The organism is Kaistia adipata DSM 17808, assembly GCF_000423225.1.
Lineage (GTDB): Bacteria > Pseudomonadota > Alphaproteobacteria > Rhizobiales > Kaistiaceae > Kaistia > Kaistia adipata.
Genome location: NZ_AUHO01000013.1, coordinates 14201 through 40361 on the forward strand (window position 1 = coordinate 14201; position 26161 = coordinate 40361).

At 68.4% G+C, this 26161-nt stretch carries 28 protein-coding genes; 12 read left to right on the forward strand and 16 right to left on the reverse strand.

Annotated elements, in window-relative coordinates:
• The first annotated feature begins 20 nt into the window (after positions 1 to 20).
• Positions 21 to 809, forward strand: coding sequence for a bifunctional 2-polyprenyl-6-hydroxyphenol methylase/3-demethylubiquinol 3-O-methyltransferase UbiG (ubiG, locus tag G539_RS0112625; protein WP_051231351.1), 789 nt, complete (start codon positions 21 to 23; stop codon positions 807 to 809).
• A 24-nt stretch (positions 810 to 833) separates the two neighbouring features.
• Here the strand turns inward: ubiG and G539_RS0112630 are convergent, their stop codons facing one another.
• Genes G539_RS0112630 through G539_RS24640 form a run of 4 tightly spaced genes read right to left on the reverse strand, consistent with a single transcriptional unit; the run spans position 834 to position 3238 of the window.
• Complete coding sequence (locus G539_RS0112630) at positions 834 to 1268, reverse strand: DUF1178 family protein (protein WP_029075526.1); 435 nt, start codon at positions 1266 to 1268, stop codon at positions 834 to 836.
• Between the two features lie 23 nt (positions 1269 to 1291).
• Positions 1292 to 2143: a carbon-nitrogen hydrolase family protein gene (locus tag G539_RS0112635; protein ID WP_029075527.1), complete on the reverse strand. Its 852-nt coding sequence runs from the start codon at positions 2141 to 2143 to the stop codon at positions 1292 to 1294.
• A gap of 39 nt (positions 2144 to 2182) precedes the next feature.
• Positions 2183 to 2440 carry a glutaredoxin 3 gene (gene grxC, locus G539_RS0112640; RefSeq protein WP_029075528.1) on the reverse strand — a complete coding sequence of 86 codons (258 nt, stop codon included), beginning with the start codon at positions 2438 to 2440 and terminating at the stop codon, positions 2183 to 2185.
• A 36-nt stretch (positions 2441 to 2476) separates the two neighbouring features.
• Entirely contained in the window at positions 2477 to 3238 is a 762-nt protein-coding gene (locus G539_RS24640; RefSeq protein WP_084639971.1) for a ComF family protein, read from the reverse strand.
• Between the two features lie 142 nt (positions 3239 to 3380).
• Here G539_RS24640 and G539_RS0112650 point away from each other — a divergent pair, with 142 nt between their 5' ends.
• Positions 3381 to 4262, forward strand: a complete 882-nt coding sequence (locus G539_RS0112650) for a methyltransferase domain-containing protein (RefSeq protein ID WP_029075529.1) — start codon at positions 3381 to 3383, stop codon at positions 4260 to 4262.
• A 19-nt stretch (positions 4263 to 4281) separates the two neighbouring features.
• Here G539_RS0112650 and G539_RS24645 read toward each other — a convergent pair whose 3' ends face one another.
• The 5 genes from G539_RS24645 to G539_RS0112675 all read right to left on the reverse strand — a co-directional run bounded on the left by G539_RS24645 (position 4282) and on the right by G539_RS0112675 (position 7959).
• Positions 4282 to 4428: a Flp family type IVb pilin gene (locus G539_RS24645; protein ID WP_156911951.1), complete on the reverse strand. Its 147-nt coding sequence runs from the start codon at positions 4426 to 4428 to the stop codon at positions 4282 to 4284.
• A 98-nt stretch (positions 4429 to 4526) separates the two neighbouring features.
• Positions 4527 to 4931 (reverse strand): 8-oxo-dGTP diphosphatase MutT, encoded by a 405-nt coding sequence (mutT, locus tag G539_RS0112660; RefSeq protein WP_029075530.1) that lies wholly within the window; start codon positions 4929 to 4931, stop codon positions 4527 to 4529.
• 19 nt (positions 4932 to 4950) lie between these two features.
• Entirely contained in the window at positions 4951 to 5736 is a 786-nt protein-coding gene (locus G539_RS0112665; RefSeq protein ID WP_051231352.1) for a GNAT family N-acetyltransferase, read from the reverse strand.
• Positions 5717 to 6949: a bifunctional glutamate N-acetyltransferase/amino-acid acetyltransferase ArgJ gene (gene argJ / locus G539_RS0112670; RefSeq protein WP_029075532.1), complete on the reverse strand. Its 1233-nt coding sequence runs from the start codon at positions 6947 to 6949 to the stop codon at positions 5717 to 5719. The genes G539_RS0112665 and argJ overlap by 20 nt, the downstream gene beginning before the upstream one ends.
• Positions 6950 to 7113: 164 nt before the next feature.
• Positions 7114 to 7959 carry a peptidylprolyl isomerase gene (locus tag G539_RS0112675; protein ID WP_156911953.1) on the reverse strand — a complete coding sequence of 282 codons (846 nt, stop codon included), beginning with the start codon at positions 7957 to 7959 and terminating at the stop codon, positions 7114 to 7116.
• Positions 7960 to 8336: 377 nt separating this feature from the next.
• On the opposite strand from G539_RS0112675, the gene secA reads away from it, so the two are divergent.
• Entirely contained in the window at positions 8337 to 11054 is a 2718-nt protein-coding gene (secA, locus tag G539_RS0112680) for a preprotein translocase subunit SecA (protein ID WP_029075534.1), read from the forward strand.
• 912 nt (positions 11055 to 11966) lie between these two features.
• Here secA and G539_RS0112690 read toward each other — a convergent pair.
• The 4 genes from G539_RS0112690 to G539_RS24655 all read right to left on the reverse strand — a co-directional run bounded on the left by G539_RS0112690 (position 11967) and on the right by G539_RS24655 (position 15451).
• Complete coding sequence (locus G539_RS0112690; protein ID WP_245576878.1) at positions 11967 to 13055, reverse strand: L,D-transpeptidase family protein; 1089 nt, start codon at positions 13053 to 13055, stop codon at positions 11967 to 11969.
• A 206-nt stretch (positions 13056 to 13261) separates the two neighbouring features.
• The gene (locus G539_RS0112695; protein ID WP_029075536.1) at positions 13262 to 14215 is read right to left on the reverse strand and encodes an acetyl-CoA carboxylase carboxyltransferase subunit alpha; all 954 of its coding nucleotides are present in this window, start codon (positions 14213 to 14215) and stop codon (positions 13262 to 13264) included.
• A gap of 127 nt (positions 14216 to 14342) precedes the next feature.
• A complete protein-coding gene (locus G539_RS0112700; protein ID WP_029075537.1) occupies positions 14343 to 15302 on the reverse strand; it encodes a site-specific tyrosine recombinase XerD in 960 nt (319 codons plus the stop codon).
• Positions 15302 to 15451 carry a hypothetical protein gene (locus G539_RS24655; protein WP_035831288.1) on the reverse strand — a complete coding sequence of 50 codons (150 nt, stop codon included), beginning with the start codon at positions 15449 to 15451 and terminating at the stop codon, positions 15302 to 15304. The genes G539_RS0112700 and G539_RS24655 overlap by 1 nt, the downstream gene beginning before the upstream one ends.
• Positions 15452 to 15672: 221 nt before the next feature.
• Between G539_RS24655 and G539_RS0112710 the strand changes: the two genes are divergently transcribed.
• Positions 15673 to 16278: a shikimate kinase gene (locus tag G539_RS0112710; RefSeq protein ID WP_029075538.1), complete on the forward strand. Its 606-nt coding sequence runs from the start codon at positions 15673 to 15675 to the stop codon at positions 16276 to 16278.
• A 3-nt stretch (positions 16279 to 16281) separates the two neighbouring features.
• Positions 16282 to 17406, forward strand: coding sequence for a 3-dehydroquinate synthase (aroB, locus tag G539_RS0112715; protein WP_029075539.1), 1125 nt, complete (start codon positions 16282 to 16284; stop codon positions 17404 to 17406).
• A gap of 198 nt (positions 17407 to 17604) precedes the next feature.
• Here aroB and G539_RS0112720 read toward each other — a convergent pair whose 3' ends face one another.
• Positions 17605 to 17868 (reverse strand): BolA family protein, encoded by a 264-nt coding sequence (locus G539_RS0112720; RefSeq protein WP_029075540.1) that lies wholly within the window; start codon positions 17866 to 17868, stop codon positions 17605 to 17607.
• A 70-nt stretch (positions 17869 to 17938) separates the two neighbouring features.
• Between G539_RS0112720 and G539_RS0112725 the strand changes: the two genes are divergently transcribed.
• The 5 genes from G539_RS0112725 (at position 17939) to G539_RS0112745 (ending at position 23658) form a co-directional block, all read left to right on the forward strand.
• On the forward strand, positions 17939 to 18562 hold the full coding sequence (locus G539_RS0112725) for a J domain-containing protein (protein ID WP_029075541.1): 624 nt from the start codon (positions 17939 to 17941) through the stop codon (positions 18560 to 18562).
• 101 nt (positions 18563 to 18663) lie between these two features.
• Complete coding sequence (gene cobS / locus G539_RS0112730; RefSeq protein WP_029075542.1) at positions 18664 to 19650, forward strand: cobaltochelatase subunit CobS; 987 nt, start codon at positions 18664 to 18666, stop codon at positions 19648 to 19650.
• Between the two features lie 144 nt (positions 19651 to 19794).
• On the forward strand, positions 19795 to 21696 hold the full coding sequence (cobT, locus tag G539_RS0112735) for a cobaltochelatase subunit CobT (RefSeq protein WP_029075543.1): 1902 nt from the start codon (positions 19795 to 19797) through the stop codon (positions 21694 to 21696).
• Positions 21693 to 22763: an esterase-like activity of phytase family protein gene (locus G539_RS24660; RefSeq protein ID WP_051231354.1), complete on the forward strand. Its 1071-nt coding sequence runs from the start codon at positions 21693 to 21695 to the stop codon at positions 22761 to 22763. The genes cobT and G539_RS24660 overlap by 4 nt, the downstream gene beginning before the upstream one ends.
• A 181-nt stretch (positions 22764 to 22944) precedes the next feature.
• On the forward strand, positions 22945 to 23658 hold the full coding sequence (locus G539_RS0112745; RefSeq protein WP_029075544.1) for a DNA helicase: 714 nt from the start codon (positions 22945 to 22947) through the stop codon (positions 23656 to 23658).
• A gap of 57 nt (positions 23659 to 23715) precedes the next feature.
• Here the strand turns inward: G539_RS0112745 and G539_RS0112750 are convergent, their stop codons facing one another.
• Positions 23716 to 24354, reverse strand: coding sequence for a VUT family protein (locus tag G539_RS0112750; protein ID WP_029075545.1), 639 nt, complete (start codon positions 24352 to 24354; stop codon positions 23716 to 23718).
• 11 nt (positions 24355 to 24365) lie between these two features.
• Positions 24366 to 24665, reverse strand: a complete 300-nt coding sequence (gene rpmB / locus G539_RS0112755; RefSeq protein ID WP_029075546.1) for a 50S ribosomal protein L28 — start codon at positions 24663 to 24665, stop codon at positions 24366 to 24368.
• 256 nt (positions 24666 to 24921) lie between these two features.
• Here rpmB and G539_RS0112760 point away from each other — a divergent pair, with 256 nt between their 5' ends.
• Positions 24922 to 25779 (forward strand): DUF3108 domain-containing protein, encoded by an 858-nt coding sequence (locus tag G539_RS0112760; protein WP_029075547.1) that lies wholly within the window; start codon positions 24922 to 24924, stop codon positions 25777 to 25779.
• A 129-nt stretch (positions 25780 to 25908) separates the two neighbouring features.
• A partial coding sequence (locus tag G539_RS26725; RefSeq protein ID WP_156911952.1) for a transposase occupies positions 25909 to 26161 on the forward strand: 253 nt, incomplete at its 3' end.

Genomic DNA, 26161 nt, shown 5'->3' on the forward strand with positions numbered 1-26161 from the left:
CGCCTGAGAAGGAGCCGCCCATGTCCACCGCGCCCGAGACCGCCCCCTCCCCGTCCGCCTCGACAGGCCCCACGGCCACGACGGTGGACCAGGACGAGATCGCGCACTTCTCGGCGATCGCCGGCGAGTGGTGGGCGCCGAAGGGCAAGTTCGCGCCGCTGCATAGGCTGAACCCGATCCGGATCGGCTTCATCAAGGACGAGGCGGCGCGGCTGTTCGGCCGCGACGCGCGGGATCCCAAGGCCCTTTCCGGCCTGCGCGTGCTCGACATCGGCTGCGGTGGTGGCCTCCTGTCCGAGCCGATGGCCCGTCTCGGCGCCGACATCGTCGGCGCGGATGCCTCGGCGACCAATATCGGCGTCGCGTCGCTGCATGCGCGCGAGGCCGGCCTCTCGATCGACTACCGGGCGACGACGGCCGAGGCGCTCGCCGCCGCTGGCGAGCGCTTCGACATCGTGCTCGCCATGGAGATCGTCGAGCATGTCGCCGATCTCGATCTGTTCATCCGGGAAACGTCGTCGATGGTGAAGCCGGGCGGGCTGATGGTACTTTCGACCATCAACCGGACGCCCAAGGCATGGGCGCTGGCGATCTTCGGCGCCGAGGTCGTGCTCGGCTGGCTGCCGCGCGGCACGCACAGCTACGGCAAGCTGGTGCGCCCCTCGGAACTGACCGACGCGCTTCGGGACAACGGCCTCGACCTCGCCGCCGAGGCGGGCGTTGTCTACAACCCGCTCCGCGACGAGTGGCGCGTCTCGACCGACATGGATGTCAACTACATGCTCTCGGCCGAACGCCCGACAGCCTAGCCACCCGGCAACCAGTGCCTAACGCTAGTTGCCGTCCTCGGGCAGGTTGGGGAGCGGCAGGAACTCCACCCCCTCCTCCATCAGCGCGCGCGCCTCCTCGGGCGAAGCCTCGCCATAGATGCCGCGCGCCTCGACTTCCTCGTAGTGGATCTTGCGCGCTTCCTCGGCGAACTTGTCGCCGACATAGTCGGCGTTCTCCGTCACGTGCTGGCGCAGCTGGCGCACCATCTCACGCATCGCCACCTGGCGCGGGTCCGGGGCGGCGACCTTCATCGCCGCCGCCTCGCGCTTGCGCGCGGTCGCGACCGACGGCGCCATCATCGCCTTTACGACCTCGGTCGTGCCGCATTCCGGGCAGGAAACGGCATGCGCCGCCGACGCCTTGTCAAAGGCATCGGCGTCCCGAAACCAGCTCTCGAAGTCATGGCCTGCAACGCAGACGAGGTTGTACCGGATCATGGCTTCAATATGGGGATTGCGGGTCAGTTCACGAAGGAGCCGACCTGCGGCATTTCCGGCAGCGAGAAATCGCGGGCATTGGCGAGCGCCGGAATGGCCTGGCGCGCCGTCACCGAATAGGCCGGATCGATCTCGGCGATGATGAAGCCGGGCTGGTCGTCGGCCTCGGCCAGGATCTTGCCCCAGGGGTCGATGATCACGCTGTGGCCGAAGGTGTCGCGGCCGTCCTCGTGATGGCCGGCCTGGGCCGCCGCGACGACGTAGGAACCGGTCTCGATGGCGCGCGAGCGCAGCAGCACGTGCCAATGCGCCTCGCCGGTCTTCTTGGTGAAGGCGGCGGGAACGGCGAGTACCGAAGCGCCGGCCTTGGCGAGCGTCCTGTGCAGGGCGGGGAAGCGGACGTCGTAGCAGATCGTCAGGCCGAGCTTGGCCCAGGGCAGGTCGGCGACGACGGCCGTGTCGCCCGGCCGGTAGGTCGCCGATTCCCGGTAGCTCTCGCCGCCAGTGAGGTCGACGTCGAACATGTGGATCTTGTCATAGCGACCGACGATGGCGCCGTTCGGCGCGATCAGGAAGGAGCGGTTGGCGATGTGGTCGTCCGACAGCTTGATCGCCATCGAGCCGATATGCAGGTGGATGCCGAGCTCGCGCGCGGTCTCGCGAAAACGCTGCAGCGACGAATCCGTCTCCTCGGGTCCGATGGCCGCGAGCAGCGCCGCCTTGTCGCGATCGAGGATCGTCGTCATCTCGGGCGTCAGCACATAGCCTGCCCCCGCCGCGGCCGCGGCACGGATCAGCGCCTCGGCATTGTCGACATTGCGTGCCACCGAACGACCGCTGCGCATCTGGACGCAAGCCGCCTTGAAGCTCGACATCGGCTCTCTCCTTGACTGACTGATAGGTAGGGGCGTCGCTCAGGACGCGAGCAACAGGTCCAGACGGCCCTGGCCATCGAGATCATGCAGGTCGTCGCAGCCACCGACATGGTGGCCGCCGATGAAGATCTGCGGAAAGGTCGCCCGGCCCCGGGCGCGCTCGATCATTTCCTGCCGCAGTTCCGGCTTTCCGGTCGCGTCGAATTCCACATAGGCGACGCCTTTCCGATCCAGAAGGCGCTTGGCGGCGGTGCAGAATCCGCAGGCCTGCCGGGTGTAGATGATCACTTCGGCCATGTTCGTTCCTAGTGAATGGAGTGGCCTATATAGGCCTCAGCCCAGCCCTTCGACAACCCGCGCGAAGACGACGACGTCCACGGCGGTCGCGCCGCCGCGCAAAAGCGCCCGCGTCACCGCCTTCACCGTCGCCCCCGTGGTGTAGACGTCGTCGACGAGAAGAACCCGCCGTCCCGCCAGTTCCGGCCGCGCCTCGGCCGGCACCCGGAACGCGCCCTGGACATTGGCGGCGCGCTCCGTCGCCCGCAGGCCGACCTGGCGCCGGGTCGGCTTGATGCGGGCAACCAATTCGGGTGCGTGGCGCCGCCCGATCCCGCGCGCCACCTCCGCCGCGATCATCGCCGACTGGTTGAAGCGGCGGCGCCAGAGCCGCCCGCGATGCAGCGGAACCGGCACGACCAGGCCGGTTTCGGCGGCGAGGTCCGCGACGGCGCGCGCCATCATCCGGCCCATCGCGCGGGCGAGCTCGGTGTGGTCGTGATATTTGAGCGCCTGAACGATCGAACCGGAGACATCGTCATAGATGGCGACGGCCCGCATCCGCGCGAACGGCGGCGGATCGGCGATCGCTTCGGCCGACAGCGCCTCCGGCCCGACGTCATAGGCGAACGGAATGGCGAGCTGCGGGCAGAAGGGGCGCTCGATCAGGCGCAGCCGTCCCCAGCATCCCGCGCAAAGCGCCCCGGAGGCCGCGACGGGCCGGCCACAGCCCATGCAGGCCGGCGGCATCGCCAGATCGATCAAGCGTCGCCCGGCCGCCTCGATGCGCGTACCCAATGCCCCGAGAGAGACCCGCATCACGCCTGCCCCTCGCCAAAGATGACGAAACGTAATGCAGTTCGACTTTGACCGGAAGGGTCCCGAGGACCATAACCGCCGCTGACAGCCCCCAAGAGCTGGCGGCCCCAACGAGCTGACAGCCTTCCGTGAGAAGCACACCATGTCCGGCGCCCCCCAGATCTTCGACCGCAGCCTCCTCGAACAGCATCGCGCCCGGGCCGGGCGGATGGCGGTCGCCGGCAGCGACTTCCTGCTTCGCCACGCCGCGTCGGACCTCGCCGAGCGACTGACGGCGGTCAATCGCCGCTTCACGGATACCGCCGAGATCGACAGCCAGTCGCCCGCCCTGCTCGAGGCGCTGGCGGCGACCGACCAGGGCGGCGACGTCGCGCGCGTGCCGCTCGACCGGACCGAGGTGCTGCCGCTTGCCCCCGGCTCGCTCGATCTCGCCGTCAGCGTCCTGCAGCTGCAATGGGTCAACGACCTGCCCGGCGTCCTGTCGCAGGTCCGGCGGGCCCTGAAGCCGGACGGCCTGTTCATGGCGACCCTCCTCGGCGGCGACACGCTGCAGGAGCTGCGCGCCGTGCTGACGACGGCCGAGAGCGATATTCGCGGCGGCGCTGCGCCGCGCGTCGCGCCCTTCGCCGACATCCGCGACATCGGCGGCCTGCTGCAGCGGGCCGGCTTCGCGCTTCCCGTCACCGACAGCGACCGTCTGACGGTGCGCTACGACAGCATCTTCCACCTGATGCGCGACCTGCGCGCCATGGGCGCGACCAATGCGCTCGTCGCGCGCGACAAGCGGCCGCTCACCCGCGCCATCCTCGCCCGGGCCTCCGAACTCTATGCCGAGCGCTATGCCGACGCGGACGGGCGCATCCGCGCGACCTTCGAGCTGATCGCGCTGTCGGGCTGGGCGCCGCATGAAAGCCAGCCGAAGCCGCTCAAGCCGGGATCGGCCAAGATGCGGCTCGCCGACGCCATCGAGGCGGCCCGCAGGGACGCCGAGCAGGCTGATGAAAACAAGCGATCGGACGAGTAGAGCGGCGACGGCGGCGGCTTCAGGCGCCCAGCAGCGCGCCCGCGAGGCGATCCCAGAGCGCGCCGACGCCGCCCCAGGTCATGGTCACGCCGAGGAGCGCCAGCAGGACGACGCCGATGATCAGGCCGTATTCGGCCAGCATCGAGCCGCGCCGGTCGCGCAGCAAGCGTCTCAGGGAATGTCCGGCGATCGCGCGCATGGTCCTGGCCGACGAAATCCGGCGCCGCGCGATGCGACGCCTTCAGACATCAGGCTGGCGCAAACTCATAAAAGCTCGATTAACGGCGCGATCAGCGGCTCGTCGGCCGGCGGCATCGGATAGTCGCGCAGCTGCTTGGCGCGGACCCATTTGAGCGCCTGCCCCTCGAGACTCCGCGGAAAACCGGTCCAGCGCCGGCAGACATACAGCGGCATCAGGAGATGGAAATCGTCATAGGTGTGGCTGGCGAAGGTCAGCGGCGCCAGGCAGGCCGTCTTGGTCTCGATGCCCAGCTCCTCGCGCAGTTCGCGGATCAGCGCGTCCTCCGGCGTCTCGCCGGCATCGACCTTGCCGCCGGGAAATTCCCAGAGGCCGGCGAGCGCCTTCCCCTCCGGCCGCTGCGCGATCAGGATGCGATTGTCGGGATCGACGAGCGCGCAGGCAACGACCAGGACGAGACGGCGGGACATCGGAACCTCGGGACGGAGATCAGGCGGGACGGCGGTAGTGATAGCGGTACTGCTCGACGAAGCCGAGGGCCTCGTAGAGCTGGATGGCCGCGGCGTTGTCGGAGGTCACCTGGATCGCCGCGTGCCGCGCGCCGTTCTCGACCGTCCAGCTGAGCGCCGCCTGCATGGCGCGACGGCCATGACCCTGCCGGCGCTTGGTCTTGTCGGTGACCACGTTCAGGAAGACGCCGATGCCGCCGGCATTGACGGCGAGCGCCGTCGCGGCCGGCGTGCCGTCCTGCGCATAGGCGACGATGCCGCGCGCCTCCGGCGCGATCAGGCCGAGCAGCGTCTTCAGGATCTCGACGGTGCGGCCCGAGGTCGCGCTCAGCGCCGTCTGGGCGCGGAACCAGCGCGGATCCGTCGGATCGAAGAAGCGGACATCGCCCTCGCGTCCAAAACCGTGGCCGTCGAGGTTCATCGCCAGCACGCGGCTTTCATCGAACGGCGCCCAGCCGGCCTGGTCGAGGGCGGCGATGACGCGCGCGCCCGCCAGCGGCGTGACGCGGAACACCGGCTCGATGCCGTTGCGCGCCGACAGCGCCGCCAGATAGGCGATCCGGCGGCCGGCATCGCCGTCATCCGCCGGATCGAGGCTCTGGAACGAGTTGGAGCGCTTGCTGTAGCCATGCGCGAAGCGCCAGATCCAAGCGCCGTCATGCACGGTGCTGACCGCCGGCCACGCCGAAAGGCACGCCGCCTCGATCGCCAGCGTCGTCAGGTGCACCCCGTCCGGCCCGTCGGCCTCAGCTCCGATAATCGCCATTGATCGCGACATATTCCTTGGTGAGATCACAGGTCCAGACCGTCGCCCGGCCGCTGCCGAGGCCGATCGCGGCGGTGATCACGATTTCCTTGTTCTTCATGTAGGCCGAGGCGACGGCCTCCGAATAGTCGGGATCGCGCTCGCCCTCGAAGGCGACGCGGGTGTCGCCGAACGAGATCGAGAGCTTGTCGCGATCGGCCGGTTCGCCGGCCTTGCCGACCGCCATGACGACGCGACCCCAATTGGCGTCCTCGCCGGCCGCCGCGGTCTTGACCAGCGGCGAATTGGCGATCGAGAGCGCGATGCGCTTGGCGGAAGCGTCGGAGACCGCGCCCTCGACGCGGACTTCGATCAGCTTGCGGGCGCCCTCGCCGTCGCGCGCCACCTGCTGCGCGAGATCGAGCAGGATGGCGTCCAGCGCCGCCGCGAAATCGGCGAGACGCGGATCGGCCGGATCGGAGATCCGCTCGGCGCCTTCCGCCTGGCCAGTCGCGAACAGGAGCAGCGTGTCGGAGGTCGAGGTGTCGCTGTCGACGGTCACCGCGTTGAAGCTGCCCGCGACACCCTTCGAGAGCAGCGACTGCAGGACGGGAGCGTCGATGGCGGCGTCGGTGGCGACGAAGGAGAGCATGGTCGCCATATCAGGCGCGATCATGCCGGCGCCCTTGGCGATGCCGTTGATCGTCACCGTGCCGGCGCCGAGCTTGACCGTGCGGGTCGCGCCCTTCGGGAAGGTGTCGGTCGTCATGATCGCGCGGGCGGCGTCGATCCAGGGGCCGGCGGCGGCGCGCGCCGCCGCATCCGGCAGGACCGCCGCGAACTTCTGGGCGTCGAGCGGCTCGCCGATCACGCCGGTGGAGGCGAGGAAGACCTCGTCGGGGCGGCAGCCCGCGACCTTGGCCGCCAGCTCGCCCTGCAGGCTCGTGGTCGCGCGGCCCTTCTTGCCGGTGAACGCGTTCGCGTTGCCCGAATTGACCAGCAGCGCCCGGGCGGTGCCGCCGGCGAGCGATTCCCGGCACCAGTCGACCGGTGCGGACGGGCATTTCGACTGGGTGAAGACGCCGGCGACCGTCGTTCCCTCGGCGAACAGCGCCAGGAAAACATCGAGGCGGTTCTTGTACTTGATGCCGGCCTCGGCGGTCGCGAAGCGGACGCCCTCGATCGGCGGCATGTCGGGGAAGGGAACGGCGAGCGGGGAGACGGCGGTGGACATGATGCCTCGGCTGTTTCGGGCAACGGGAAAGCCATCCCTCTGCCCGAAGCCTCGGTCACACGCAAGCCGTTTAAGCGCGGCCCGGGACGCCCCACCCAGGCAAAAGGGCCGGACGATGTCCGGCCCTTCCGTTAGCGATCCGTTAACCCTCCGTCAGCGCGGGCCTACTGGGCCGGCGTCGCCGCCGGGGCCGCCTTCAGCGCCGGGTCGACGATCTCGACCTTGCCGTCGGCGCGCAGCTTCGAGACGGTATCGACGAAGGTGTCGCGCAGCACCAGCTGGCGGACCTGGTCCTTGACCTGGTCATAGGTCGGCAGCGGCTGCTTGCGCTTCTCGACCGACTTGATGACGTGGTAGCCGTACTGCGACTTGACCGGCTTCTCGGTGTACTTGCCGGGCTCGAGCGCGAAGGCCGCGTCCTCGAACTCCTTGATCATCTTGCCCTTGGTGAAGAAGCCGAGATCGCCGCCCATCTTGCCCGAGCCGGGATCCTTGGACTTCTCCTCGGCGAGCTTGGCGAAGTCGCCGCCCTTGTCGAGCTCTTTGATGATCGCCTTGGCCTCGTCCTCGGTCTCGACCAGGATGTGCGCGGCGTGGACTTCCTCCTCCGGCACGATCTTGGCGACTTCCGCCTCGTAGCGCTTCTTGACCGCCTCGTCGGTGACCGCGAGGTCGACCTTGGCGCGGAAGAACTCGTTGCGCAGCGCGCGGGCGCGCAACAGCGCCAGGCGACGCTGGAACTCCTCGGTCTTGTCGAGGCCGTCCTTCTCGGCGGCGCCGGCCATCAGGCGGAGGTCGACCAGCACGTCGAGGATCGCCTTGCGGCGCTGATCCGGCGCGACCTTGGCGAGCTCCTCGGCGAAGTCCTCGCTGGCGAGCGTCAGGTCGGCCTCGGTGATCGGCTCGCCATTGACGGTCGCCACCACGGTCTTCGGGTCGACCGGAGCCGGGGCCGCCGCGGCGGCCGCGTCCTTCGGCGCCGCGTCCTGGGCCGCCGCCGGCAGCGCCATCGCCATCAGGCCGAGCACGGCCAGGGCGGGGCCGCGCAGGGCCGTCAGGGAAGTTGAAACACGTGACGTCATGGACTTGTCCTGTTCCGTTACGGAGGGTTCCGACGGCGCGCAGGCTCTGCCCGCCGCGTTCGACTGCGTGGATCGGCTGCAATTCCGGCATTTTCCGGGCATTGCGCGTGCCGGCGTCCACGTTGACAACCATTGTGCCCCCTCTTATCTGTCTCGGAACTCGGCGTCCAGAACGCTGTGACGTCTGGGGTGACGGCGCACTTGCGGTTTCCGGCCTTCGTCGCAGCCGATGCGATCCGCCGACACCTGAAAACCCGGCGCCCAGCACCACTTCGGGCGGTCCGGACCAACATCAAGGATGACCAATGGTCGGTCTCGGCTCGCTCGCGCGCAAAATCTTCGGCTCCGCCAATGACCGCCGCGTCAAGGGCTACCGACCGAAGGTCGCCCAGATCAACGCGCTGGAAGCCGAGCTCTCGAAGCTCTCCGACGACGAGCTGCGCGCCCGCACCGAACAGTTCAAGCGCGAGATCGCGGCCGGCAAGTCGGTCGACGACCTGCTGGTACCCGCCTTCGCCACCGTGCGCGAGGGCGCCAAGCGCGCGCTCGGCATGCGGCACTTCGACGTGCAGCTGATCGGCGGCATGGTGCTGAACGACGGCGCCATCTCGGAAATGAAGACGGGTGAAGGCAAGACGCTGGTGGCGACGCTGCCGGTCTACCTGAACGCGCTCACCGGCAAGGGCGTGCACGTCGTCACCGTGAACGACTACCTGGCCAGCCGCGACGCCGAATGGATGGGCAGGCTCTACCGCTTCCTCGGCCTGTCGGTCGGCGTCATCGTGCACGGCCTCGACGACGACCAGCGCCGTGCGGCCTATGCCTGCGACATCACCTACGGCACCAACAACGAGTACGGCTTCGATTATCTGCGCGATAACATGAAGTACGAGCTCGGCCAGATGGTGCAGCGCCCGCATCACTACGCGATCGTCGACGAAGTCGACTCGATCCTGATCGACGAGGCGCGCACGCCGCTGATCATCTCCGGCCCGCTCGACGACCGCTCGGAGCTCTACAACACGATCGACGCCTTCATTCCGAAGCTGCTGCCGGAAGACTACGAGATCGACGAGAAGCAGCGCACCGCCAGCTTCACCGAGGCCGGCAACGAGAAGCTCGAGCAGTTGCTCACCGAAGCGGGCCTGCTCAAGGGCGAGTCGCTCTACGACGTCGAGAACGTCACCGTCGTGCACCACGTGAACCAGGGCCTGCGCGCCCACAAGCTGTTCCAGCGCGACAAGGACTACATCGTCAAGGACGACGAGGTCGTCATCATCGACGAGTTCACTGGCCGCATGATGCCGGGCCGGCGCTATTCGGAGGGCCTGCATCAGGCGCTCGAGGCGAAGGAACACGTCAAGATCCAGCCCGAGAACCAGACGCTCGCCTCGATCACCTTCCAGAACTATTTCCGCATGTACGAGAAGCTGGCCGGCATGACCGGCACGGCGCAGACGGAAGCGGCCGAGTTCATGGACATCTACGGGCTCGAGGTGATCGAGATCCCGACCAACGTTCCCGTCTCGCGCATCGACGATGACGACGAGGTCTACCGGACGGCGAACGAGAAGTACAAGGCGATCATCCGCGTGATCAAGGACTGTGCCCAGCGCGGCCAGCCCGTGCTCGTCGGCACCACCTCGATCGAGAAGTCGGAACTGCTTGCGGACCTCCTGAAGAAGGAAAAGGTCCCGCACCAGGTGCTGAACGCCCGCTATCACGAGCAGGAAGCCTATATCGTCGCCCAGGCCGGCGTGCCCGGCGCCGTGACGATTGCGACGAACATGGCCGGCCGCGGCACCGACATCAAGCTCGGCGGCAACCTCGAGATGCGCATCGAGCGCGAGCTCGGCGAGGTTCTCGACGAGGCGGAGCGCAATCGCCGGATCGAGGAGATCAAGGCCGAGATCGCGACGCTGAAGGAGAAGGCGCTCGCCGCCGGCGGCCTCTACGTCATCGGCACCGAGCGGCACGAGAGCCGCCGCATCGACAACCAGCTGCGCGGCCGTTCCGGCCGCCAGGGCGACCCCGGCCATTCGCATTTCTTCCTGTCGCTGCAGGACGACCTGATGCGCATCTTCGGCTCGGAGCGCATGGACAGCATGCTGCAGAAGCTCGGCCTCAAGGAGGACGAGGCGATCGTCCATCCCTGGATCAACCGGGCGCTTGAGAAGGCGCAGCAGAAGGTCGAGGCGCGCAACTTCGACATCCGCAAGAACCTGCTCAAATACGACGACGTCATGAACGACCAGCGCAAGGTCATCTTCGACCAGCGCATCGAGCTGATGGCTGACGAAGACGTCAGCGCCACCGTCGAAGACATGCGCAACGAGGTCATTGCCGGCCTCGTCTCCAAGCACATCCCGGAAAAGGCCTATCCCGAGCAGTGGGACGCCAAGGGTCTGCACGAGGCGCTGATCGCCGCCGTCAATCTCGATCTGCCGATCGAGGCCTGGGCGGCCGAGGACGGCATCGCCGACGCCGAGGTGCTGGAGCGCGTGCAGAAGGCCGGCGACGAAGCCGCCGCGGCGCGCACCGAGCGCTTCTCGCCGACCGTCATGCGCCAGGTCGAGAAGGCCGTGCTGCTGCAGACGCTCGACCACCTGTGGCGCGAGCACCTGGTCACGCTCGACCATCTGCGCCAGGTCATCGGCTTCCGCGGCTACGCCCAGCGCGACCCGCTGAACGAATACAAGACGGAATCCTTCGAGCTGTTCGAGGGCATGCTACAGAGCCTGCGCGAGGCCGTCACGGCGCAGATGATGCGCGTCGAGATCATGCAGTCGCCGCCGCTGGCGCCGGACGACATGGACGACATGCAGGCGATGCATCTCGACCCGCTGTCGGGCGAGAACGAGTTCGACCAGCCGCTGCTGCAGAACGCCGACGCCGCCGCCGGCTTCGCGGCGCTCGGCGTCGACCCGAACGACCCGACGACCTGGAGCCGCCTGCAGCGCAACGCCCCCTGCCCCTGCGGCTCGGGCAAGAAGTTCAAGCACTGCCACGGCAAGCTCGCCTGAGACAAATCCCGCATCCCAAGCGGTCACCACGAGCCCGGCATCCCCAGATGCCGGGCTTTTTTTTGTTTTGGGGCGTTGGGAGGCTGGGTCGGCGCCTCGCAGGAGGCTCGGGCGCAGGGCGAGGCACAAGCCTGACCGATGCGCAACCATCACCCTCATCATGCTGAGGAGGCCCGAAGGGCCGTCTCGAAGCACGCAGAGCGGCCGTACCGTCGGTAGCCGGCACAACGACCGTGCATCCTTCGGGCCCAAGCTGCGCTCGGGCGCCTCAGTGTCTGGCCCGTAATGCAGGGGGCACTCTACTTTCACCTCTCCCTGAGGGAGAGGTCGACGACCGAAGGCCGGCGGGTGAGGGGTTGCGCCCTATCCGGATGGTTCCCTACCCCCTCACCCGGAGTTTCGCTCCGACCTCTCCCCATGGGAGAGGTGAGGTGAAGGGAATGCGGTGTGGCGGGCCTTGTCGAATTACGGGCCAGACACTCAGGATGATGAATATGGAGCGCGGCATGACGGCTGAACTACGCCAAGCCCCTGAAGAGGCACGCGACTGCCCCCTCCCCCTTGTGGGGAGGGATGGGGTGGGGGTGCCACCTCGGTATGGAGAGGTTCGCTCCGGGCTGCGACACTCGCTAAGGCGGCGGAGCCGGTACCCCCTCCCTGACCCTCCCCACAAGGGGGAGGGAATTTGGGGCGGTTCCCGATGCTCAGCTCCCCTCACTTCTCCCATGGGGAGAGGTCGACGGCCGGAGGCCGGCGGGTGAGGGGCTGCGTCCTCGAAGATCTGGCCTCGGTGGCGTCCCGTTCGGGGCGTTCCCTACCCCCTTCCCCGGCCTGCGGGCCGACCTCTCCCCAGGGGAGAGGTGAAGGGGTCTGCCCATGCGCGACGGGGAGCCCGAAGGGAGTGGAGCCCCCTTACGACGGCTGGCGGCGCTTGAACTTGTCCCAGAAGCCCGGCTTCTTCTCGGCGGCCGGCGGAACCTGGGCCGGCTCCATCGACATGCGGACGGGCGACGGCACCGGAATCGGCATGTCGGGCGCCGGCACGCCGCCGATCGCGAGCGAGGCGGCATTGCCCTCGGCGACGACCGGGTTCGCGAAGGCGGCTGGCGAGGCGGCGACCGCGGCCGCGTCGGCGGAGGCCTGGCGGGCGGCGACGTCCGCCGCTGCCTTGGCGGCGGCGACCTGGTCCTGACCGTCGAGCTTGGCGGCGGTCGCGACGAAGATCTGCTGGTCCCTGGCCTGCTTCTGCTTGACCGCGGCCTCCAGCATCTCCGGAACGCGCATGTCCGCCGGACAGGCAGCGGACGCATTCAGCTTGCTGCCGGTATTGACATTGAAGACGTAGCGCTTGTCGCAGACGCCGACGACGGGCGGCTTGCGCGTGACCTCGAAATGGTCGCTGCCGTCCTTCAGCATCTGCCAGAACGGCATGTTCGGGTCGTTGCGATGGCGGGCCATGTTCTCGGCCGTCATCCGGAACGGATAGAGATGCACCTCGAAGGAGCGCTGGCCGCCGATGAAGGAGTCGCGCGCCAGCCAGTAGATCTCGCCGGCGGAATCGTCGGTCATCGAATAGCAGCCGGCCGAGGAGCAGGCGCCATGCACCATCAGATTGGTGCCATAGCGGCCGAGCGACTGGTCGAAGGCATTCGGGAAGCCGATGTCGAACGACAGGTAGTAGCTCGAATTCGGGTTCATCTGGCCGGGACGGACGGTATAGAAGCCCTCAGGCGCCTGGCGGTCGCCTTCCTTGATCTTCGGGCCGAGCTTGCCGGACCATTTGCAGATCGAATAGGTCTTGAGCAGGCCATAGGTGCCGTCGCGGCGCTGCTTCCAGACCTCGAACTCGGATGTTTCCTTGAAGGAGCGGATATAGATCGGCGCCTTCGCATCCATGTTGAGCTGCTCCATCTTCGCCTTGATCTTGGCGGGGAGCGGCTTCATGTGCTTCGGCACGCCGGCATCCTGGCAGGCGGCGAGCGCCAGGCCTGCGGCGACCACCAGGGCCGCCTTGCGGAGACGCGAGAAAAGAACGGAACCCGAAAACGCGGAACCTGACCGAACGGACCCTGACATGGACACCCCTGTGGAGCCCTCGCCAAGCCGCGAAGCCGCTCCATCCCGTCTCTTACGCGATCGCACGCCCCGGAACGGGACGTGCAGATCGAATCATATGCTCTTTAAGCTGGAAGACGGGCGGAATCGTGTCAAAGAGACCGGCCGATGGCGAGAAACTTCTCGCGGCGCTGGCGCTTGATCTCGGTCTCGGACATGCCCTGGAAGCTGGCGAGCGCCTGCTCGATCGCCTTGCCCGTCGCTTCCACCGCCGCGTCGGGATCGCGATGGGCGCCGCCCATCGGCTCGGGAATGATCTCGTCGATGACGTGGAAGCGGAACAGGTCCTGCGCCGTGATCTTCATGTTGGTGGCGGCATCCTGGGCGCGGCTGCCGTCGCGCCAGAGGATCGAGGCCGCGCCTTCCGGCGAGATCACGCTGTAGATCGAATGCTCCAGCATCAGCACGCGGTTGGCGGTGGCGATCGCGATCGCACCGCCCGAACCGCCCTCGCCGATGATGACGGAGACGTTCGGCGTGCCGAGGCCAAGCGCCGCCTCGGTCGAGCGCGCGATCGCCTCGGCCTGGCCGCGTTCCTCGGCGTCGATGCCGGGATAGGCGCCGGCGGTGTCGACCAGCGCGATCACCGGCAGTTGGAAGCGCTCGGCCAGTTCCATGATGCGCACGGCCTTGCGGTAGCCCTCGGGCCGGGCCATGCCGAAATTGTGGCGCAGCCGGCTCTCCGTGTCATGGCCCTTTTCCTGGCCCATGACGGCGACCGGGCGGCCGCGGAAGCGGCCGAAGCCGGCGAGAATCGCCTGGTCCTCGCCAAACTTGCGATCGCCGGCGAGCGGCGTGAAGTCGGTGATCAGGCGCTTCGCGTAATCGACGAAATGCGGCCGGTCCGGGTGGCGAGCCACCTGGGTCTTCTGCCAGGGCGTGAGCTTGGCATAGATGTCGGCGAGCGCCTGGCCGGCTTTCGCCTCCAGCTTGGTGATCTCGTCACCGACCGCGACGGCATCGCCCTTCTCGGCAAGGGCGCGCAGTTCCTGCACCTTGCCCTGGAGATCGGCGACGGGTTTTTCGAATTCTAGAAAGGTTCGCATCCAGACCTTCAAGCCGTACAAACATGGCTTAGTGTGGGCGGCCGGACAGACCTCCCCGAAAGTGGGCGCACACTGGCTGCAAGGCCCGGCGGTGTCAAGCGGACCCGATCGTCAGGCGTGATGTCGGTCACGATTTTGCCAGCGGGTGGTGGTCGGCGACGAGCGCGCGCAGCCGCTCCTCCAGCACATGGGTGTAGATCTGCGTCGTCGAGATGTCGGCGTGCCCCAGCAGTTGCTGGACGATGCGGAGATCGGCGCCGTTCTGCAGCAGATGGCTGGCAAAGGCATGGCGCAGCACATGCGGCGACACGCGCGCTGCCGGAATGCCGGCGGCGACGGCGAGGTCCTTCAGGTCGCGGGCGAAGGCCTGCCGCGTCAGCGTGCCGCTGTCGCCGAAGGACGGGAACAGCCATTGCCCGCTCGGCGCCTTGCCCTCATGCTCGCGGCGCAGCGCCACATAGCGGCCGATCGCCTCGCGGGCGCGGCCGGTCAGCGGCACCATGCGCTCCTTGTTGCCCTTGCCGCGCACGATCAGCACGCGCAGATCCGGCCGCGCGGCGGAGGACGGCAATGCCACCAGCTCGGAGACGCGCATGCCGGAGGCGTAGAGCGTCTCCAGCAGCGCCGCGAGCCGCGCGGCGCGGAGCGCGGCCGCCGCCGTCTTCGCCGCGCCGACATTTCCTTCCGCCGTCGCCAACAGCCGGTCGACTTCGGCCTCCGACAGCACCTTGGGGATCGGCACCTTGCGCTTCGGCCCCTCGACGATGCCGGAGGGATCGTCGCGACGCACGCCCTCGGTGAACAGGAAGCGGTGCATTTGCCTGAGCGCCGAGAGCCGGCGCGCGGCCGAGGAGGCGGCGAAGCCCCTGACCTCGAGATCGACCAGATAGGCGCGCACGTCGGCGAGCGCCGCCCGCTCGAAGTCGAGCCCGCGGCCGACGAGGAAATCGGCGTAGTCCTCGAGGTCGCGGCGATAGGAGGAGAGCGTGTGCGGCGAGGCGCCGCGCTCGGCGCTCATCATCTCGAGGAACGCCTCCAGGTGGTGCAGCCCGGCCTGCGACCGCCCGGCCTTCGTCTTCGCGGCCATCAGGGCTCCTGCAACAGCTTGTCGGTGGGAATGCGGATGGAGATCTCGCGCGGCGTCGGCTCGACGAAATTGGCCAGCGCGAACACCGCGGCATAGCCGGCGAGCGCCAGCAGGATACAGGCGACGATGAAGCGCGACAGGGTCGGCATGGGCCGGCGACGGACCTCCGGGAACGGGTCCTCCGTTATGGCCGGGTCCGGGCGACGATGGCAAGAGAGCCCGTCGCGCTCCCGATCCGCCGCGCGAGCCGCGTCACCAGGGGGCCCCGAGGGTCGCCAATGGTTGCCAAGCCATGCTTGCGCCAGGCACACGCTTGACAGCGTCGCCCGCGTCCGGTTCTACCTCGGCTGGGTCGGACAGGAGCTACGGCATGATCGAGGGCATCGTTCCAGAAAACGAGAGCAATGCGCCCGGGACCGAGCTGGTCGACCGGCTGGGCCCGCGCGCGATCGTGCTGGTCGGCCTGATGGGCGCCGGCAAGACCTCGGTCGGCAAGCGCATCGCCGCCAAATTGCAGCTGCCCTTCATCGACGCCGACGCCGAGATCGAGAAGGCGGCCGACGCCACCATTCCCGAGATCTTCGCCCAGCATGGCGAGGCCTATTTCCGCGATGGCGAGCGGCGGGTGATCAAGCGCCTGCTCGACGGCACCCCGAAGGTGCTGGCGACCGGCGGCGGCGCTTTCATGAACGAGGAGACGCGCGCGGCGATCGCCGAGGGCGCCGTCTCGATCTGGCTGCACGCCGAGCTCGACGTGCTGATGGCGCGCGTGCGCAAGCGCGCCAACCGGCCGCTGCTGCAGAACCCCGATCCCGAGGGAACGATGCGGCGCCTCATGGCCGAGCGCGATCCCGTCTACGCGCTCGCCGACATCCACATCCTGTCGCGCGACGTGACGCACGAGGTCGTCGCCGACGAAATCATCGAAGCCCTGCTCGCCTTCCTGGCGGCGGAGGCCCCCATGCAGGAAAGCTGAGCCATGACCGTCGACGCCGCCGCCATCACCTCGGTTCCGGTCTCGCTGGGCAGCCGCTCCTACGACATCCTGATCGGCCGCGGCCTGATCGCCGACGCCGGCCGCGCCATCGCCGAGCGCCTGCCCAAGGTACGCGCGGCCATCGTCACCGACGAGACGGTCGCCGGCCTGCATCTCGCGACGCTGACGGCCTCGCTCGACGCCGCCGGCATCGGCCATGTCCCCATCGTCGTCGCGCCGGGCGAGAGCTCGAAGAATTTCCAGACGCTGGAGACCGTCACCCGCGCCATCCTCGCCGCCCGGCTGGAACGCGGCGACATCGTCATCGCGCTCGGCGGCGGCGTCGTCGGCGACCTGACCGGCTTCGCGGCGGCGATCGCAAGGCGCGGCATGCGCTTCGTCCAGATCCCGACCTCGCTGCTCGCCCAGGTCGACAGCTCCGTCGGCGGCAAGACCGGCATCAACACCGCCGAGGGCAAGAACCTCGTCGGCGCCTTCCACCAGCCCGACCTCGTCATCGCCGACACCGGCGTGCTCGACACGCTGTCGCCGCGCGAGTTCCGCGCCGGCTATGCCGAGGTGGCGAAATACGGGCTGATCGACGACGCCGGCTTCTTCGCCTGGCTGGAGCAGAACTGGCAGGGCATCCTTTCCGGCGGCCCGGAGCGCGAGTTCGCGGTCGCGACCAGCTGCCGCGCCAAGGCGAAGGTCGTCGCCGCCGACGAGCACGAGACGGGCGAGCGCGCGCTGCTCAATCTCGGCCACACCTTCGGCCACGCGCTCGAATCGGCGACCGGCTATTCGCAGCGCCTGGTGCATGGCGAGGGCGTCGCCATCGGCATGGTGCTGGCGCACCAGTTCTCGGCGCGGATGAACCTCTGCTCGCCGGACGACGGCGCCCGCGTCGAGGCGCATCTGAAGGCCGTCGGCCTGCCGACGCGGCTTTCCGACGTGCCGGGCGGCCTGCCGGACGCCGAGGACCTGATGAAGCGGATCGCGCAGGACAAGAAGGTCTCGCGCGGCACGCTGACCTTCATCCTGACCCGCGGCATCGGCCAGGCCTTCATCGCCAAGGACGTCCCGCCAGCAGCCGTGCAGGCCTTTCTGACCGACAAGCTGGCGGAGTGATCTTACTCGGAACCGGCAGGCCCCTCACCTCTCCCGTGGGGAGAGGTCGACGGCCGCAGGCCGGCGGGTGAGGGGTTGCGGCCTCGCAAGTGAGGCTGGCGGCCAGTCCGCATTTCATCCGGATGGTTCCCTACCCCCTCACCCGGAGCTTCGCTCCGACCTCTCCCCATGGGAGAGGTGAAAGAGACCGAGCCCCCCCTATTCCGGCGCCTTGGCCTGGATGGCGAGGGCGTGGACGCCGGCGGCGAGTTCGTCGGCGAGGATCGAATTGATGGTGCGGTGCATGTCGACGCGGCTCTTGCCGCGGAACGCCTCGGCCGTGATTCTCACACGAAAGTGGGTCTCGCCCTCGGGCCGGGACCCGGCATGACCCTTGTGCAAATGCGACTCGTCGATCACATCTAGGCTCTGCGGCGACAGGGCGCTTGTCAGCGCCTGCGCGATCCGCTCCTTGGTATTCATTGAAAAGAACCTCGTTCACACGGCGAAACGTCGCCTTGTCGGTCGGCGGGGTGGCTACCATAATCGCATCATGAAGCTCGATTCAAAATTGTTCGACGGAATCCGGATCAAGCCGACCGTCGACGAAACTGTCCTGAAACGCTCCGCGCCGACCTGCGGCTGGGAGGGTTGCGATCGCGCGGGCACGCACAAGGCGCCGATGGGGCGCAACCGCGAAGGCCAGTTTCACCATTTCTGCATCGACCATGTGCGGCTCTACAACAAGAGCTACAACTACTTCTCCGGCATGCGCGACGACGACATCGCCGCCTACCAGAAGGATTCGCTGACCGGCCATCGCCCGACCTGGACGATGGGCGTCAACAGCGCCGGCGAGCAGCGCGAGCGCGTCAGGAGCCATGCGACGCGCGACTGGAGCGGCGGCGTCCAGGATCCGTTCGACATGTTCGACGGCACGGCAGGCCGCATGAAGGAGCCGCCGAAGCCGGCCCGCCACCTGAAGACGCTGGAGCGCAAGTCCTTCGACACGCTCGACCTCGAGGGCGGCGAGACGAGCGTCGAGATCAAGGCGCGCTACAAGTCGCTGGTGAAGATCTACCATCCCGATGCCAATGGCGGCGACCGCAGCTCGGAGGACCGGCTGCGCGAAATCATTCAGGCATATAACTTTCTCAAAGCGGCCGGCTTCTGCTAGAAGGACGCTCATTGTCCGCAGGCGCCCGCAGGCGGAAAATCAGTTTGGCCCTCCCGCCTTGAACCAGACCGCAAGCGTCCGCTGGATGCGACGGAGCAGACATGACTGAGACGACGACAGATCGCACCGCCCTGCCCGATACGATGATCTCCGTGCGCGAGGTCTTCGGCATCGATTCCGACATGCAGGTGCCGGCCTATTCCGAGGCGAACGAGCACGTGCCGGACGCCGATCCGGACTATCTCTTCGACCGCACGACGACGCTCGCCATCCTGGCCGGCTTCGCCCGCAATCGTCGCGTCATGGTCACCGGCTATCACGGCACCGGCAAGTCGACCCATATCGAGCAGGTCGCGGCGCGCCTCAACTGGCCTGCCGTCCGCGTCAACCTCGACAGCCACATCAGCCGTATCGACCTGATCGGCAAGGACGCGATCGTCATCAAGGACGGCCTGCAGGTCACGGAATTCCGCGACGGCATCCTGCCCTGGGCCTATCAGCACAACATCGCGCTCGTCTTCGACGAGTACGACGCCGGCCGCCCGGACGTGATGTTCGTCATCCAGCGCGTGCTGGAGGCCTCGGGCCGCCTGACGCTGCTCGACCAGAACCGCGTCATCCGCCCGCATCCCGCCTTCCGCCTGTTCGCCACCGCCAACACGGTCGGCCTCGGCGACACGTCGGGCCTCTATCACGGCACGCAGCAGATCAACCAGGCACAGATGGACCGCTGGTCGATCGTGACGACGCTGAACTACCTGCCGCATGACAACGAGGTCGGCATCGTCGTCTCGAAGGCCAAGCATTTCGCCGACCCGAAGGGCCGCGCCCTGGTCGGCCGCATGGTGCGCCTCGCCGACATGACGCGCTCGGCCTTCATCAACGGCGACCTGTCGACCGTGATGAGCCCGCGCACGGTGATCACCTGGGCCGAGAACGCCGAGATCTTCGGCGATATCGGCTTCGCCTTCCGGGTGACGTTCCTGAACAAGTGCGACGAGCTCGAGCGCACGCTCGTGGCCGAATTCTACCAGCGCGCCTTCGGCGAGGAGCTGGTGGAATCGGCGGCGAATGTCGTGCTGAGCTGAGAACCAGCCGGCCCGCGCGACGCGGCCCTCGATCCGCGTCGCCGGCCGGACCTGACCGGGCGGCGACGGCCCATGGCCGGACGGCACGACCGGGACGTGAAACGCTCCCTGCCGCCGTGGCGGACCGGGGGTGAGGGACAGAGCATGAGCGGCAGCAACAGCGATCCGAGACAGAAGCCCGGCGAAGCAACGACGGAGCCGTTCAAGCGCGCCGTCGCCGGCTGCGTCCGCGCCATCTCCGGCAAGCCCGACCTGGAAGTGTCGTTCTCGAACGACCGGCCGATCCTGACCGGCCTGCGCGCCCGCCTGCCGGAGCCCGCCCGCAAGCCGACGGCGGCCGAAGTCGCCGTCACGCGCGGCCTCGGCGATTCCATGGCGCTCCGCCTCGCCTGCCACAATGACGCGATCCACCGCGCCGCCGCCCCCGAGGGCAAGAACGCCCGCGCCGTCTTCGACGCGGTCGAGCAGGCGCGCGTCGAGGCGATCGGCGCCAGGCGCATGGACGGCGTCGCCGGCAACCTCGCCGCCATGCTGGAAGACCGCTACCACCGCGGCAATTTCCACGAGATCACCGAGCGCTCGGAAGCGCCGCTCGAGGACGCCGTCGCGCTGATGGTGCGCGAGAAGCTGACCGGGCAGAAGCCGCCGCAATCGGCCGAGAAAATCGTCGACCTCTGGCGCGACTGGATCGAGGAGAAGGCCGGCCAGGATTTCGGCAAGCTCGCCGACACGCTGGTCGACCAGAAGCGCTTCGCTTCCGCCGTGCGCTCGCTGCTCGCCTCGCTCGAAATGGCCGACGAGCTCGGCGAGGGCGACGAGGACGAGAACGAGGAGAAGGGCGACGCCTCGGACGATTCCGGCGCCGAGCAGGAAAACCCGTCCGACGAGGCGGAGCAGAGCGACAGCGACGCCTCGGAAGAGGCCGAGACCACCGGCGACGAGGCCGAGGCCGGCGAGACCGAGACCACGGAAGCCGGCGCCGACGACGAGGAAGACGGCGAGGATTCCGAGGACGCGCGCGATTCCGGCGAGGCGACCCGGCCCGACAGCCCGTTCACCAACGCGCCGCCCGGCATCGACTACAAGGCCTTCACGACGCGCTTCGACGAGACGATCAAGGCGGAGGATCTCTGCGATCCGGCCGAGCTCGACCGGCTGCGCGCCTTCCTCGACAAGCAGCTCTCCAACCTGCAGGGCGCGGTCGGCCGCCTCGCCAACCGCCTGCAGCGCCGCCTGATGGCGCAGCAGAACCGCTCGTGGGATTTCGATCGCGAGGAAGGCATGCTCGACCCGGCGCGGCTCCACCGCGTCGTCACCGACCCGATGCAGCCGCTCTCCTTCAAGATCGAGAAGGACACGAATTTCCGCGACACGGTGGTGACGCTGCTGCTCGACAATTCCGGCTCGATGCGCGGCAGGCCGATCACGGTCGCCGCCACCTGCGCCGACATCCTGGCCCGCACGCTGGAGCGCTGCGGCGTCAAGGTCGAGATTCTCGGCTTCACGACACGCGCCTGGAAGGGCGGCCAGTCGCGCGAGGCATGGCTGCAGGCCGGCAAGCCGGCCGCTCCCGGCCGCCTCAACGACCTGCGCCACATCATCTACAAGGCGGCCGACGCGCCCTGGCGGCGCGCCCGGCGCAATCTCGGCCTGATGATGCGCGAGGGCCTGCTCAAGGAGAACATCGACGGCGAGGCGCTCGACTGGGCGCATCAGCGCCTGCTCGCCCGCCCCGAGCAGCGCCGGATCCTGATGATGATCTCGGACGGCGCGCCGGTCGACGATTCGACGCTGTCGGTGAACACCGGCAACTATCTCGAGCGGCACCTGCGCTACGTCATCGACGAGATCGAGAACCGCTCGCCGGTCGAGCTGATCGCCATCGGCATCGGCCACGACGTGACGCGCTATTATCGCCGCGCCGTGACGATCGTCGACGCCGAGGAGCTGGCCGGCGCGATGACCGAGAAGCTGGCGGAGCTCTTCGACGAGCACCAGCAGCAACCGGCGCGCGGCGGCGCCAGGCGCCGGGTGGGGATGCGATGAGGCACGCGCGAGCAGCCTTCGCCGCGCTGCTCCTCGCCGCCTCGGCGAGCCTCGCCCCAAGTCTGGCCCCGAGCCTGGCCTTCGGCGCGGGCTTCGAGGCCGAGACGATCCGTACCAGTCGCATCGACCAGTTCCTGATCGGTCGCGCGCAGAAGACTTTCGGCGAGTTCGAATTCGCCGGCGGCCTGGTGTTGACCTCGCCGAACCGCAAGTTCGGCGGCCTCTCCGGCATCGACTTCCGGCCCGACGGCAAGAGCTTCCTGGCGATTTCCGACACTGGCTACTGGTTCAGCGCCACGCTCACGCGCGAGAACGGCCGGCTGGTCGGCCTCGCCGACGCGCAATGGGCGCCGATGCTCGACGCCCGCGGCCGGCCGCTCGGCCCCAAGGTCCGGGCCGACGCCGAGGGCCTTCGACTGGCCACCATCAATGGTCGCCCCGCCGCCTATGTCTCCTTCGAGCAGGCGAACGAGCTGCGCCTCTATCGCGCCCGGCCGAAGGCGTTTTCGGATCTGGCGCTGGCGCGGCCTGAGGTCGTCAAGTTTCCCCGCGCCGGCCGCAAGCTGGTCGGCAATCGCGGCCTCGAGACGGTGGCGCTGGCGCCGGCCGACGGGCCGTTCGCCGGCGCGCCGGTGCTGGTCGCCGAGCGCTCGCTCGATCCGGCGGGAAACCACCGCGCCTGGATCGTGGGCGGCCCCTTGGCCGGCGCCTTCTCGGTGGTGCGGAGCGGCGACTACGACGTCACAGACGGTGCCTTCCTGCCGAATGGCGACCTGCTGATCCTGGAGCGCCGGGTGATCATGCCCTATGGCGTCGGCATGCGGCTGCGCCGGCTTCCCGGCGACGCAATCCGCCCCGGCGCGGTCGTCGACGGCCCGGTCGTGCTCGAGGCCGACATGCTGAGCCAGATCGACAACATGGAGGGCCTCGCCGTCTCGACCGACCCGGACGGGCGGGCGCGGGTGACGCTGGTCTCCGACGACAATCTGAGCCTCCTGCAGCGCACGCTGATCCTCGAATTCATCTGGCAGGACCCCGGCGATCGGGACAGCACCGCCGTCAACTGACGCGGCCCATTCTCGACGCTCCCCGTGTCGGCTATGCTGTGATTCTGGCGTCGCCCACGCCTCCCCCCTCCACCGGGTCAGCATGTCTCCATGCCGGGCACGTTCTGCTTCCGAACCGACTGTTCGAGCGCCGCGCATAAGGAGGGATTGCGAACGAGGCTCGCAACGGGAGGCCCCTGCCATGACTCCATCCGCCCCGATCCACCGCCTGAAGCGCGACGCCCGGCTGCTTGCGCGCAGCGCCGGCATTCCGCTCCATGCCGCCCTCGACCGCATCGCCGCGCGCGAAGGCTATTCCGCCTGGAGCCTGCTCGCCGCCCGCGCAGCGGCGCTGACGCCGGCCGAGAAGCTCCATGCGCGGCTTGCGCCGGGTGACCTCGTCCTCGTCGGCGCGCGGCCGCGCCAGGGCAAGACGCTGATGGGCCTCCAGCTCGCCCGCGCGGCGACGCGAGCCGGCCAGCGCAGCGTCTTCTTCACGCTGGAATACACGGAAGCGGAGATCCGCGACCGGCTCGCGGCGATCGGCGCGCCGGAGATGGCGACGGGCGACCAGTTCGCCTTCGATTGTTCCGACGCGATCGACGCCGGCTACATCATGCGCCAGCTGGCGACGGCGCCGGCCGGCACGCTCGCGGTGATCGACTATCTGCAGCTCCTCGACCAGCGGCGCGACAGCCCGCCGCTCGCCGATCAGGTCCGCGCGCTCCGGGCCTTCGCCCGCGATCGCGGCCTGATCCTCGTCTTCATTTCCCAGATCGACCGGAGCTTCGATCCGGCACTGAAGCCCCTCCCCGACCTCGGCGACGTCCGCCTGCCCAATCCGCTCGACCTGTCGCTGTTCGACAGGACCTGCTTCCTGCATGGCGGCGAGATTCGCTTCCAGACGGTCGCCTGAACAGCAAAAAGCCCCGCCGAGGCGGGGCTTTTCACATTCGATATCGATCGAGGCGGTTCAGGCCGGGCGGGCCTGCGCGTCGGGCCAGGGCAGCACCACCCGCATCAGCGCGCGATAGGGCGCGAGCAGGATGAGCGCGGCGCAGAGCTTGACCGAGAGGTCGCCGAGCGCCCAGGACATCCAGCGCGCGGTCTCGACGGAGAGCAGGCCGAGCAGCGGCGCCGGCTCCAGCGCGAAGGCGTCGTTCGGGCCGAGGAAGACGGCGAACGGCGCGAAGGCGAGCGAGAAGAAGATCGCCGTGTCGAAGATCGAGCCGAACACCGAGGCGGCCAGCGGCGCCCGCCACCACGCCAGCCGGCGCAGGCGGCTGAACAGGCTGATGTCGAGCATCTGGCCGACCAGATAGGCCGCGCCCGACGCCACCGCGAGGCGAGGCGTCGCCAGCTTGACCGACACCGCCACGGCGCAGACGAAGCCGACCAGCACGACGAGCCGCGCGACGCGCGGGCCGTAGCGGCGATTGGTCAGGTCGCTGACGAAGAAGGCGAGCGGGAAGGTGAACGCGCCCCAGGTCAGGATATCCGCGAGCTGCAGGCTCCCGACCACGGCCTCGACCGGATACTGGACGAGGATGTTCGACAAAACGACAACGGCCGCCATGGAGGCGGCCGCAATGACGTGACCAAGCTTGATCATGTTCGGGCCCCTTAGGCCGCCGCAGTTTCCTGCGCGAGCTTCTTGGCGATGGCGCGCTTCAGCGTCAGGGCGCGGAAGGACAGCTCCTTCGAATCGGCCTTGGCGAGGAAGGCGTCGAGGCCGCCGCGGTGCTCGACCGAGCGCAGGCCGTGGGCCGAGACGCGCAGCTTGAAGCTGCGGCCGAGCGCGTCGCTGATCAGCGTCACGTTGACCAGGTTCGGCAGGTAGCGGCGACGGGCCTTGTTGTTGGCATGGCTGACGGTGTTGCCGGTCATGACGGCCTTACCGGTCAACTCGCAGACACGGGACATAACAAAGATCCTTCTATTCCACCAGGAGGCGCAACATCGGCGCCCGCCACGGCAGGGGTATCGGAAAGTGGGGTTTCTCATAGTGACCCGCGCCGCGCCCGTCAAGCCGGGAGCGCGCGTTCCCTAGTGACTAAAGCGGGGCAAATCACCTAGAATCGCGCGCAGTGATTTGGGGGCGGCATCACGGGCGCGTGGCCGGCATGGCCATGACGGCGCCAAACGACGACGGCAGGTCTCTTCGACGGAACCATTTGAGATGAAATCGCCCCGCCTTCCGCGCGCCCTCGCCCCGCCGGCCTTCGCCGCGGCGATCGCCCTTTCCGCGCCGCTCGCCGCTTCCGCCGCGCCGAAGCACGAAGCGCCGCAGGGCCGCGTCGACGCCACCTATAACATCCTGCTCGGCGGCCTGACCATCGGCCGCTTCGCCCTCGACACCGAATTCGACGGCAAGGGCTACACCATCACGGTGCGCGGCACGACGAGCGGCGTCAGCCGCTTCGTCTCGGACGGCAAGGGCTATCTGAAGAGCAGCGGCCGCATGGCCGGCACGCGCGTGCTGCCGGGCGCCTACCTGCTCGACACCAGCGAGAACGGCCATCGCAACTCGACCGTCTCGATGCTGATGAAGGCCGGCACCATCCAGCAGGTCACGGCGATGCCGCCGCTGGCCAAGAAGGCCGACCGCGTGCCGCTGCTGCCGCAGCACAAGCGCGACATCTTCGATCCGCTGAGCGCGATGGTCGTGCCGTTGCCGAAGGGCAATATGGGGTCGGCGTGCAACCGCACGGTGCCCGTCTTCGACGGCTGGCAGCGTTTCGACGTCAAGCTCTCCTACAAGGGCACCGCCGAGGTGAGCGGCCAGGAAGGCTCCTACAAGGGAACCGTCATCGTCTGCGCGGCGCGCTATGTCCCCGTCGCCGGCCATCGCCCCACCCGCGAGGCGATCGAATACATGCAGAACAACAAGGCGCTCGAAGTCTGGCTGGCACCGGTCGAGCCGCTCGGCATCATGATCCCCTACCGCATGCAGATCGGCACCGAGGTCGGCATGCTGACGATCCACGCCTCGCGCTTCGTCGGCGCCGCTGAGACCCAGCGCGCCGCCGCCGAGTAGGCGCGGCCCGGCGCGGCTCTACCGATTGACCCACTCTGCCATCATCCTGAGTGTCTGGCCCGTAATGTCTAGGTGGTCCTGATCAAGTGTGATTCTCTTTGATTTGCGAAGATCAGGGAGGCTCACAGCATGGTTTGGACCAAGACCACCCGGCGGCAGCATGAGCGTGCGGCGGGGCGCTATGCAAGCGATTTGACGGATACGGAATGGGCGCTGATCCTGCCATTTTTGCCGGCGAAGTCGGCGCTGGGCCGCCCGCCGTCCACGTCGATGCGGGCGGTCGTCAATGCGCTCTTGTATGTGTTGTCGACGGGGTGCCAATGGCGTTCGGTTCCGCGCGATTTCCCGCCACGCACGACCGTGCAACGGTACTTTTACCGCT

Bases quoted from the DNA above. Each gene is read 5' to 3' on its own strand.
- ubiG (WP_051231351.1), top strand. From the start codon at position 21: ATGTCCACCGCGCCCGAGACCGCCCCCTCCCCGTCCGCCTCGACAGGC.
- G539_RS0112630 (WP_029075526.1), bottom strand. From the start codon at position 1,268: ATGATCCGGTACAACCTCGTCTGCGTTGCAGGCCATGACTTCGAGAGC.
- G539_RS0112635 (WP_029075527.1), bottom strand. From the start codon at position 2,143: ATGTCGAGCTTCAAGGCGGCTTGCGTCCAGATGCGCAGCGGTCGTTCG.
- grxC (WP_029075528.1), bottom strand. From the start codon at position 2,440: ATGGCCGAAGTGATCATCTACACCCGGCAGGCCTGCGGATTCTGCACC.
- G539_RS24640 (WP_084639971.1), bottom strand. From the start codon at position 3,238: ATGCGGGTCTCTCTCGGGGCATTGGGTACGCGCATCGAGGCGGCCGGG.
- G539_RS0112650 (WP_029075529.1), top strand. From the start codon at position 3,381: ATGTCCGGCGCCCCCCAGATCTTCGACCGCAGCCTCCTCGAACAGCAT.
- mutT (WP_029075530.1), bottom strand. From the start codon at position 4,931: ATGTCCCGCCGTCTCGTCCTGGTCGTTGCCTGCGCGCTCGTCGATCCC.
- G539_RS0112665 (WP_051231352.1), bottom strand. From the start codon at position 5,736: ATGGCGATTATCGGAGCTGAGGCCGACGGGCCGGACGGGGTGCACCTG.
- argJ (WP_029075532.1), bottom strand. From the start codon at position 6,949: ATGTCCACCGCCGTCTCCCCGCTCGCCGTTCCCTTCCCCGACATGCCG.
- G539_RS0112675 (WP_156911953.1), bottom strand. From the start codon at position 7,959: ATGGCGCTGCCGGCGGCGGCCCAGGACGCGGCGCCGAAGGACGCGGCC.
- secA (WP_029075534.1), top strand. From the start codon at position 8,337: ATGGTCGGTCTCGGCTCGCTCGCGCGCAAAATCTTCGGCTCCGCCAAT.
- G539_RS0112695 (WP_029075536.1), bottom strand. From the start codon at position 14,215: ATGCGAACCTTTCTAGAATTCGAAAAACCCGTCGCCGATCTCCAGGGC.
- G539_RS0112700 (WP_029075537.1), bottom strand. From the start codon at position 15,302: ATGGCCGCGAAGACGAAGGCCGGGCGGTCGCAGGCCGGGCTGCACCAC.
- G539_RS24655 (WP_035831288.1), bottom strand. From the start codon at position 15,451: ATGCCGACCCTGTCGCGCTTCATCGTCGCCTGTATCCTGCTGGCGCTC.
- G539_RS0112710 (WP_029075538.1), top strand. From the start codon at position 15,673: ATGATCGAGGGCATCGTTCCAGAAAACGAGAGCAATGCGCCCGGGACC.
- aroB (WP_029075539.1), top strand. From the start codon at position 16,282: ATGACCGTCGACGCCGCCGCCATCACCTCGGTTCCGGTCTCGCTGGGC.
- G539_RS0112720 (WP_029075540.1), bottom strand. From the start codon at position 17,868: ATGAATACCAAGGAGCGGATCGCGCAGGCGCTGACAAGCGCCCTGTCG.
- G539_RS0112725 (WP_029075541.1), top strand. From the start codon at position 17,939: ATGAAGCTCGATTCAAAATTGTTCGACGGAATCCGGATCAAGCCGACC.
- cobS (WP_029075542.1), top strand. From the start codon at position 18,664: ATGACTGAGACGACGACAGATCGCACCGCCCTGCCCGATACGATGATC.
- cobT (WP_029075543.1), top strand. From the start codon at position 19,795: ATGAGCGGCAGCAACAGCGATCCGAGACAGAAGCCCGGCGAAGCAACG.
- G539_RS24660 (WP_051231354.1), top strand. From the start codon at position 21,693: ATGAGGCACGCGCGAGCAGCCTTCGCCGCGCTGCTCCTCGCCGCCTCG.
- G539_RS0112745 (WP_029075544.1), top strand. From the start codon at position 22,945: ATGACTCCATCCGCCCCGATCCACCGCCTGAAGCGCGACGCCCGGCTG.
- G539_RS0112750 (WP_029075545.1), bottom strand. From the start codon at position 24,354: ATGATCAAGCTTGGTCACGTCATTGCGGCCGCCTCCATGGCGGCCGTT.
- rpmB (WP_029075546.1), bottom strand. From the start codon at position 24,665: ATGTCCCGTGTCTGCGAGTTGACCGGTAAGGCCGTCATGACCGGCAAC.
- G539_RS0112760 (WP_029075547.1), top strand. From the start codon at position 24,922: ATGAAATCGCCCCGCCTTCCGCGCGCCCTCGCCCCGCCGGCCTTCGCC.